The sequence below is a fragment of the bacterium genome, from assembly GCA_040756715.1.
Taxonomy (GTDB): domain Bacteria; phylum UBA9089; class UBA9088; order UBA9088; family UBA9088; genus JBFLYE01.
Map to the genome: position 1 here is coordinate 1 of JBFLYE010000084.1, position 7,868 is coordinate 7,868.

General features: G+C 39.1%; 10 protein-coding genes. 5 read left to right on the forward strand and 5 right to left on the reverse strand.

Annotation, left to right across the window (positions count from 1 at the left end; genetic code table 11):
- The first annotated feature begins 125 nt into the window (after positions 1-125).
- The 3 genes from AB1397_03280 to AB1397_03290 are packed head-to-tail and all read left to right on the forward strand — an operon-like array spanning position 126 to position 1,386.
- The gene (locus tag AB1397_03280) at positions 126-368 is read left to right on the forward strand and encodes an NIL domain-containing protein (protein MEW6482013.1); all 243 of its coding nucleotides are present in this window, start codon (positions 126-128) and stop codon (positions 366-368) included.
- Positions 368-610, forward strand: coding sequence for an NIL domain-containing protein (locus AB1397_03285; protein MEW6482014.1), 243 nt, complete (start codon positions 368-370; stop codon positions 608-610). Before AB1397_03280 ends, AB1397_03285 begins: the two co-directional genes overlap by 1 nt.
- Positions 607-1,386, forward strand: coding sequence for a sulfide-dependent adenosine diphosphate thiazole synthase (locus AB1397_03290; GenBank protein MEW6482015.1), 780 nt, complete (start codon positions 607-609; stop codon positions 1,384-1,386). The genes AB1397_03285 and AB1397_03290 overlap by 4 nt, the downstream gene beginning before the upstream one ends.
- A gap of 219 nt (positions 1,387-1,605) precedes the next feature.
- Here the strand turns inward: AB1397_03290 and secA are convergent, their stop codons facing one another.
- The 5 genes from secA to AB1397_03315 form a co-directional block, all read right to left on the reverse strand.
- Positions 1,606-4,095, reverse strand: coding sequence for a preprotein translocase subunit SecA (gene secA / locus AB1397_03295; protein MEW6482016.1), 2,490 nt, complete (start codon positions 4,093-4,095; stop codon positions 1,606-1,608).
- Between the two features lie 10 nt (positions 4,096-4,105).
- The gene (locus AB1397_03300) at positions 4,106-4,579 is read right to left on the reverse strand and encodes a hypothetical protein (GenBank protein ID MEW6482017.1); all 474 of its coding nucleotides are present in this window, start codon (positions 4,577-4,579) and stop codon (positions 4,106-4,108) included.
- Positions 4,576-5,217: a thermonuclease family protein gene (locus AB1397_03305; protein MEW6482018.1), complete on the reverse strand. Its 642-nt coding sequence runs from the start codon at positions 5,215-5,217 to the stop codon at positions 4,576-4,578. Before AB1397_03305 ends, AB1397_03300 begins: the two co-directional genes overlap by 4 nt.
- 125 nt (positions 5,218-5,342) lie before the next feature.
- Complete coding sequence (locus AB1397_03310; protein ID MEW6482019.1) at positions 5,343-5,795, reverse strand: hypothetical protein; 453 nt, start codon at positions 5,793-5,795, stop codon at positions 5,343-5,345.
- Positions 5,792-6,043, reverse strand: coding sequence for a DUF5678 domain-containing protein (locus AB1397_03315; GenBank protein ID MEW6482020.1), 252 nt, complete (start codon positions 6,041-6,043; stop codon positions 5,792-5,794). The genes AB1397_03310 and AB1397_03315 overlap by 4 nt, the downstream gene beginning before the upstream one ends.
- 181 nt (positions 6,044-6,224) lie before the next feature.
- On the opposite strand from AB1397_03315, the gene AB1397_03320 reads away from it, so the two are divergent.
- Together AB1397_03320 and AB1397_03325 are read left to right on the forward strand one after the other, a co-directional pair.
- Entirely contained in the window at positions 6,225-6,803 is a 579-nt protein-coding gene (locus AB1397_03320; GenBank protein MEW6482021.1) for a molybdenum cofactor guanylyltransferase, read from the forward strand.
- A partial coding sequence (locus AB1397_03325; GenBank protein MEW6482022.1) for a hypothetical protein occupies positions 6,791-7,868 on the forward strand: 1,078 nt, incomplete at its 3' end. The genes AB1397_03320 and AB1397_03325, both read left to right, overlap by 13 nt.

A 7,868-nucleotide genomic window follows, 5' to 3' on the forward strand; every position in this document is an offset into this window, starting at 1 on the left:
AAGTTTTATAAAATTTTTTCCCTTTTAATTCAAAATTCAACATTCAAAATTCATAATTTTATAAAGTTTTCCTTAAGATTATCTAAACACATACATTTTGTAAAGCGTTATGGAATTAACTATAAATGGCAAAGATAAAGTTGTCTTTAAGGTTTCCCAAGGAACTGATTGATAAGCCAATAATTTATCAATTAAGCCGGGATTTTGATGTAATAACAAACATAAGGAGGGCAAATATTGATCAGGAAATTGGATGGATGGTTTTGGAGCTTTCGGGAGAGATGGATGAGATAGATAGGGCAATTGATGATTTAATAAAAAAGGGTGTAAAGGTGGATCCCATCGGAGGGGATGTTGTGGAGGGGTAATGGAATTTAAGATTGGGAGGAATGAGATGAAGAAAGAGATGAAGCTTGTATTTCCAGAAGACTTGGTCTGTGAGCCTGTGCTTTATCGCCTGGGAAAGGATTTTTCGGTTATTTATAGCATAAAGTCTGCAAATGTAACCTCAGATTCTGGATGGGTAGTCCTTTCCCTAGAGGGAGAAGAAGGGGAGATTGAAAGGGCAATAAAGCATTTAGAAGAAAAGGGGGTAATTGTTGAAAGATGAATAAAATATTTGCACCAATTTCTGAGAAGGATGTAAGCTCTGCAATCGTCTCTGAGTTTTCCAAGCAATTCTTGGAATATGTAGAGAGCGATTGCATTATCATTGGAAGTGGTCCATCTGGGCTTATCGCAGGAAGGGAGCTGGCAAGGGAAGGAATGAAGGTGCTTATAATAGAGAGGAATAACTACCTTGGTGGTGGCTTCTGGATTGGTGGCTATCTTATGAATAAGGTAACATTAAGAGAGCCGGGACAGGAGATTTTGGAAGAGCTCGGTGTTCCTTGCAAAGAAACGACAAAGGGGCTATATGTTGCAGATGGTCCTCATTGTGTATCAAAGCTTATTGGCTCTGCCTGTGATGCAGGTGTTAGATTCTTGCAATTGACCGTATTTGATGACCTTGTCTTGCAAGAGGAAAATAGGGTCTGTGGCGCTGTGGTAAATTGGACGCCAATTGAGGCACTTCCAAGGGAGATTGCCTGTATAGACCCAATTCCTTTAGAGACAAAGGTTTTAATTGATGCAACAGGACATGATGCTTGCTGTGTTAAGAAGCTTGAGGAAAGGGGGTTAATAAAAACAAAGGGGTTTGGTGCGATGTGGATTTCTCAATCAGAAGACCTTGTGGTTGAGCATTCTGGTGAGGTATGGCCTGGCCTTGTTGTAATCGGAATGGCAACCGCCACCACCTATGGCTTGCCCAGGATGGGACCTACCTTTGGTGCAATGCTTCTCTCTGGCAAAAAGGGTGCAGAAATAGCAAAAAGGCTGATCTGACCATTATTCTTTTATATCAACCTCTCTCTTATGCCATTACGCACATAGATTCTCTGGCTACCTTTTCCTCCTTTAAACCTAATAACTCTGCCGCCCTGCAAACCCACTCAAACCTAACAAGGATTTCAACATTTTTGAGATAAACGCCTCAATACAAAAATCAAAAATACAAACAAAACTTAAAACCATAAACTCTGTGCCTTTGCCGCTTTATATTGCTTACCTCCCATGGCAATACTTGTATTTCTTCCCACTTCCACAGGGGCAGGGTTGGTTTCTCCCTATTTTCTTATGGGGTTCTGTAGGAAGGCTTGCTCGGGTAATTATCTCTCTTGGTCTTTCCCTTACTCCAGTAAGGGAAACCTTAAATAGATGCCCAACAATTTCCTCTTTCATATGATAAACAAGCTCTTCAAACATCCTAAATGCCTCAATCTTGTATTCCACCAAGGGGTCTCTTTGTCCATATGCCCTTAAATGGATGCTTTCCCTTAAGAAATCTAAGTTATGCAAATGGTCTTTCCATAGGTTATCAATAACCGAGAGCATAATCATCCTTTGGATATGGATTAAATCTTTTCCCATGGTTTCCTTTTTCCTCTCATAGGCAAGGCTAATCTCTTTTTCTAATCCTTCCTTTATCTCTTCTCTATCTTCTATAGAAATACTTGGATTTATTCCAAAAACCTGAAAAACCCTTGTTTTTAATCCCTCTATATCCCAATCATCGGGATGAATATCTTTAGGAAGATAAATGGGAAGGTATAGCTCAAGCACCTCAAGGCACATCTCCTTAAAATGCTCATCAAGGTCGCTTGAGGCCATAATCATATCCCTTTCATTGTAAATAAGGCTTCTTTGGTTATTCATCACATCATCAAATTCCAAAAGCCTCTTTCTTATCTCAAAGTTATGTGCCTCTACCTTTTTCTGGGCATTCTCTATTGACTTTGTAATCCAGGAATGCTCAATCACCTCATCATCCCTTAAGCCAAGCTTGGTCATTATGCTTGCTATTCTCTCTGAGCCAAATAGCCTCATTAAGTCATCCTCTAAAGAGATATAAAACCTTGATGAGCCAGGGTCTCCCTGCCTGGCACACCTTCCCCTTAATTGATTATCAATCCTCCTTGCCTCATGCCTTTCAGAACCAATAATATGGAGACCACCAAGTTTTAATACCTCCTCTTGATTTTCCTTATCGGGTGGATTCCCTCCTAGAATAATATCGGTTCCCCTTCCTGCCATATTTGTGGCAATGGTAACCATCCCCTTTCTTCCTGCCTGGGCAACAATCTCTGCCTCCTTCTCATGGTATTTTGCATTCAATACCTGATGGGGAATACCTTTTGATTTAAGCATCCTGCTTAAGCGTTCTGATTTTTCTACAGATATTGTTCCAATCAGGACAGGCTCTTGCTTTCTGTAAAGCTCCACAATCTCCTTCGTAATTGCCTCAAACTTTGCCTTTTCTGTTTTATAGATTACATCGGGGTAATCCTTCCTAATCATTGGCTTGTTTGGGGGGATAACCACCACATCAAGCTTGTAGATATTATAGAATTCATCTGCCTCAGTTTTGGCGGTTCCCGTCATTCCCGCTAGCTTTTCATACATCCTAAAGTAATTTTGTAGGGTAATCGTTGCCAGGGTTTGATTTTCGCTTTTAATTTTAACCCCCTCCTTTGCCTCTAATGCCTGATGTAAGCCTTCGGAAAACCTCCTTCCTGGCATAATCCTTCCCGTAAATTCATCAATAATTAAAACCTCTCCATCCTTTACCATATAATCAACATCCCTTTTAAACAGGGTATGTGCCCGCAGAGCCTGGTTGATATGATGGATAAGGTCGATATTCTTTGGGTCATAAAGGTTTTCTCTCTTTAAAAGCCTTTCAGCCTTTCTTACCCCATCCTCGGTTAAGACAGAGGTATGCATCTTCTCGTCAACCTGATAGTCTATGTCCTTTTTAAGATAAGGAATTGTTTGATTTATCTTGTAATACTTATCCGTTGATTCCTCAGAAGGACCTGAGATGATCAAAGGTGTCCTTGCCTCATCAATCAATATTGAATCAACCTCATCCACAATGGCATAGAAATGACCCCTTTGCACCTTAAGCGATAGGTCAGGAACCATATTGTCCCTTAAATAATCAAAGCCAAATTCAGAGTTTGTTCCATAGGTAATATCACATTGATAGATTGTCTTTCTTTGCTTAGGGTTCATATCGTGCTGGAGATAGCCAACGGAAAGACCCATAAATTCATATATTGGACCCATCCACTTTGCATCCCTTTTTGCCAGATAGTCATTTACCGTAACAATATGGACACCCTTTCCCAGCAAGGCATTAAGATAAACCGGCATTGTGGCAACCAGGGTCTTTCCCTCTCCTGTCTTCATCTCGGCAATCTTTCCCTGATGTAAGACAATCCCTCCCATAAGCTGGACATCAAATGGCCGCATATTTATTGTCCTTTTTCCCGCCTCCCTCACTAAAGCAAATGCCTCAGGAAGAAGATCATCCAATGTTTCACCTTTTGCAATTCTTTCCTTAAATTCCTCGGTTTTTTCCTTGAATTTTATCTCAGGATATTTTGCTACATCTTCCTCATAAGCATTTATCTCATTAACAATGGGAAGAAGGCGATTGATATCCCTCTTTTCCTTTGTGCCAAAGATTAAAGAAAGCAATTTTCCTAACATTGGTATTTCATCATTTCAAAATCTCTATTTGGCTTTGATCATTTAAAATTATCTCCGGTTTTCCCTTGTATTCTTTAATGTAGCCGGAGACACGAACCCTCTTTTTATAGTAGTAATTTTCTGGATTCGCGGGGAAAGAGGAAAAGGCTCTCGCAAAGATAACTGCCGTAAAGTAACGCTTGTAATCTGGGTGAAAGTTAAGGAAGCATGCCTTTCCTGAATTATGTGTGGCGACAATTCTACCTTCTACCCTTGCATACTCACCATAGTGCTTCTCAGCATCCTGCCAAGAAATCACCGGGATGCCTCCCTTTTGTCTTTTTTTAGGAAAAGATCTATCTCCTTGTTCACCCTTTGAAGGCAAAGGAGCACCTCGTTGGTCAACGAACCATACTTTGGCCAAGTAGATCACCAAAACAGCCGCTACCACTGTAACTGTAAGCCTAATAAGAAACTTTTTAAGATCTGGATTGTGTTTCCTCATTCTTTCCTCCTTAGAGAATAAATTTTCCCTTTCTCTTCAAAAGGATATTTTTGCAGAAGTTCCTTAAGAATTTCATCTAATCTTTTGCGTCCTTCCAGATTAAGTGATTCATATCTCTTTACCAGGTTAGCAATTCTGCCATCCTTGAGGGAGAGGTGCCATAAACCATATTGATGTTTCTGCGCTTCCGCTTCTAAGGCAATAAATTCAGCTTGACGCCGGAAGGGAAACCTAAGATAAGCATACGCATACCCTCGGTAGATCATCTCAGCGTTTGCAAGGCGGCCGTCCACAAAAACATAGGCCAGAAGCCTTCCATATTGGTCTCTAAGATTATTGGGTTCGTATTCCAAAGTACACTCAAATCCTTCTGCAAACCCCTTCAAAAATTGCCTTGCTTCTTCGCCGAACCTTTGTACAGGAATTTCTGGGTGGTGTATTTCGGGAGCATCTACCCCTATCAAACGAACTGTCTCGCCATTGTCCAGTAATATTGTGTCGCCATCGAGAACACGCCTCACGCGAAATGGACCTTTTAAAGGCAGAGACTGGACTTGGACTACCATAGATGGCGATTTTTCCCTCTCCATCCCTCTATGGAGGATGAACATTCCTAAAATGACAACTGCCGTGACCACTACCACTCCTATTAAGAATCGATCACCTACGAATCCGAATCGCATCTTTAAGACTTTAAAAAAGTTTTACCCAAGGTTTTTCCTAATATGAAGTTTGGCAACATCCATAACATTAGACCTTCAAGCTATTTAACCGCTTCAATAAAAGCATCTTTGGTGTGGTAACTGAAGAAAATATCAAATTCTGAAAGTAATCTTTCAAATCCAATTACTAATGGTACATTATCACCTGGAGCAAGATAAGCCTTTATTCCTATTGTTTCTGTAGCATACTCTGGATCAATCAAGCGTAATTCAATTGTGGCAACCCTAACAGACATAGCACATTCCTTTTTAGGAATTACACCCCGTAATTCTGTTTCACCTATAACCTTATTAATGCATTTCCTCCATATCTTGTGCGGAATAAGAGAAATTGGAGCACCTGTATCTACAATAGCAGATTCAGGGCTACTCCATCCTTGAGAAGTCCTAAACTGGATGACTGCTAAAAGCCTAATACCTTTATGCAACTCTATTCCACTTTTGGTATCAATAACAGGTTCTGTAGAAAAGAAGAGCCGAATTCTTTTATTCATAGTATTCTCGCTTGTCCTTCTATAAAAAGCGTAACAGGTGGTCTACCTATTTCTCTGGATATAGATTCTTCTCTTTCATCGGTTAAATCTTCTCCAAAAGCTACTACTTTTTTATCTGCAATTGCTACCCACATCTCTGCGTATTTTTCCCTAAGATCAGCATAGTGCTCTAATGCCCATTTATGATCTTCCCAAAAGTCGGATGCTAAACGCTCCTCTTGCTGTAATTTATGTATTTTAGGTATCATATTTATTCACCTCCAAACTTTTTTATTATCTCTCTTGTGCCTATTTATATATTGTTCCATCCCTTTTTATAATACCCTACAAATAAACATTTTGTCAATATTTGGGTTGACTAAATCCTCAAGATGGGTAGGTTTCAAAAACCTTTGACAAAATAAGGAAAGGAATGATAAAATTTATATAATGAGGGGGATTATTCTGGCAAAGGAAAAAAGTCAAAGGCTCTCCTTAAATAAGGCATTTATTGAAATTGAAGGGGAATTTCTCATTGAAAGGATAATAAAAACAATAAAGCCATATTGTAAGGATATTTTGATCATCAGTGATGACCAAAGGCTTTCCCAATTTGGAAAGAGGTTTGGGGATATATTTAAGGAAAAAGGGCCAATCTCTGGATTATATACAGGGCTTTATTATTCAGATTGTGAAAGAAACCTTGTCCTTGCCTCTGATCTGCCATTTTTGGAAAGCCCTCTTATTGAATACATATTGAAAGGGCAGCCTACGAGCATCCTTCTAGCACCCGAGCACCAGAATAATATTCAAGCTATTGTTCCCACCATAGATGGAATTCCAGAGCCTTTTTGTGCGATATATTTAAAAGAAACCCTTCCTTTAATAAAGGAGCAGATAGAGAATAACGAGCTTTCCCTCCAGGGTTTAATAAAGAGGCTAAAGGTAAAATATGTAAACTGTAATAAATTTAGGAATTGCTTTTTTAACCTGAATAGAGAAGAAGACTTGGTTAAATGTTTAAGATGAGGTTTATCATCGCCCTTTTGATTATTTCATTAAATGCTTATTGTGATTCTATAAAGGAGGCAAGGGCGGCTTATTCAAGAGGGGATTTTAAGCGGGCATCCTTATTTTATAAGGAGGCATTAACTAAAAAGAAGTCTTTAGAAATCCTTTTTTTCCTGGCAGATTCCCTTAAAAATGAGGGAAATCTCTCCTCCTTTAAAGAGATTAAATTAGACCCCCCTCTTTCCTATTTAAGGGATGGTATTTATTTTTACCATAAGGGTATGTATGAAAAAGGAGAGGTATTATTTAAAAAGGCGGGAAATTCTTATGGATATGTGGGTATGGCACTTTGTAGAAAGGCAAGGGGCGATTTTAGAAAGGCAGAGAAATACCTTATCCTGGCAAAAGGGCTCTCTTTGCAAAACCCCTTGGTTTATATAAATTTGCTGAATATTTATAGCTTATTGGGAGAGGATGAGAAGAAACATAAGGTATTTAAGGAGGGTTTAAAAAATACAAGAAGCCCCCTTTTGCTTTTTGAATTTGCCAAGAGCCTTGCCTATCAGGGTTTATTATCTGAATCCTATAATATCCTCCAAAAACTACATCAAGCTGAACCCGATAACCTCTTTTATAAAGAGGAGCTGGTAAAGGTCTTGCTTGCCAGAGGGGAAGAAAAACATAAACATCAACATACACATGGTGTTCTCCATAGACTACATAGAATAGAGGAGATTGAAAAGGATATATTTTCCAAGATAAGGCATAGCGAGATAGAAAAGGTATATCTTCAAGGGTTTATGAACATTCTCTTAAATTTTTTTACCTCTGGCATGGAGAAGATGAATGAGGTATTAGAAAGGGATAAAAGCTTTTTTATTGCCAGGCAGAGGCTTCTTTTTATCTATAAAGAGGTTGGATTTATGGCAAAGATATTGCCAGATGTTTATCGGGATGCCCTTTCTAATGCAAAGGGTTTAGCAATCTTGGATGTTTATCTGGCTGAGCTTTATATGAAAAAGGGAAGCATAACCGAGGCATATATTCATTCTAAAAATGCTCTAAGAAAAGACCCAAACCTCG

Bases quoted from the DNA above. Each gene is read 5' to 3' on its own strand.
- AB1397_03285 (MEW6482014.1), top strand. From the start codon at position 368: ATGGAATTTAAGATTGGGAGGAATGAGATGAAGAAAGAGATGAAGCTT.
- AB1397_03315 (MEW6482020.1), bottom strand. From the start codon at position 6,043: ATGATACCTAAAATACATAAATTACAGCAAGAGGAGCGTTTAGCATCC.
- AB1397_03280 (MEW6482013.1), top strand. From the start codon at position 126: ATGGCAAAGATAAAGTTGTCTTTAAGGTTTCCCAAGGAACTGATTGAT.
- AB1397_03300 (MEW6482017.1), bottom strand. From the start codon at position 4,579: ATGAGGAAACACAATCCAGATCTTAAAAAGTTTCTTATTAGGCTTACA.
- AB1397_03290 (MEW6482015.1), top strand. From the start codon at position 607: ATGAATAAAATATTTGCACCAATTTCTGAGAAGGATGTAAGCTCTGCA.
- AB1397_03310 (MEW6482019.1), bottom strand. From the start codon at position 5,795: ATGAATAAAAGAATTCGGCTCTTCTTTTCTACAGAACCTGTTATTGAT.
- secA (MEW6482016.1), bottom strand. From the start codon at position 4,095: ATGTTAGGAAAATTGCTTTCTTTAATCTTTGGCACAAAGGAAAAGAGG.
- AB1397_03320 (MEW6482021.1), top strand. From the start codon at position 6,225: ATGAGGGGGATTATTCTGGCAAAGGAAAAAAGTCAAAGGCTCTCCTTA.